The 604-nt window shown below is 49.0% G+C and carries 1 pseudogene; it reads left to right on the top strand.

Annotated elements, in window-relative coordinates:
* Positions 1 to 604, top strand: a pseudogene (locus FFM55_RS09720) (spore surface glycoprotein BclB); the annotation flags it as partial.

The raw sequence follows: 604 nt of genomic DNA, 5'->3' as shown, positions 1-604 counted from the left end.
CAAGGATGGTAACACTGGTACTCCTGCTACTGAAAACGTTGAAAAAACTGACACAGGTAACACCGGAGCTACCGGCGATACTGGAGTAACTGGCGATACTGGGGCAACTGGCAATACAGGAGCTACCGGTGATACTGGAGCAACTGACAAGGATGGTAACACTGGTACTCCTGCTACTGAAAACGTTGAAAAAACTGACACAGGTAACACCGGAGCTACCGGCGATACTGGAGTAACTGGTAATACTGGGGCAACTGGCAATACAGGAGCTACCGGTGATACTGGAGCAACTGACAAGGATGGTAACACTGGTACTCCTGCTACTGAAAACGTTGAAAAAACTGACACAGGTAACACCGGAGCTACCGGCGATACTGGAGTAACTGGTAATACTGGGGCAACTGGCAATACAGGAGCTACAGGTGATACTGGAGCAACTGACAAGGATGGTAACACTGGTACTCCTGCTACTGAAAACGTTGAAAAAACTGACACAGGTAACACCGGAGCTACCGGCGATACTGGAGTAACTGGCGATACAGGAGCTACAGGTGATACTGGAGCAACTGACAAGGATGGTAACACTGGTACTCCTGCTACTGAA

Source organism: Weissella sagaensis (genome assembly GCF_005405285.1).
Classification (GTDB): Bacteria; Bacillota; Bacilli; order Lactobacillales; family Lactobacillaceae; genus Weissella; species Weissella sagaensis.
This window is presented reverse-complemented; position numbering and strand designations above follow the sequence as displayed.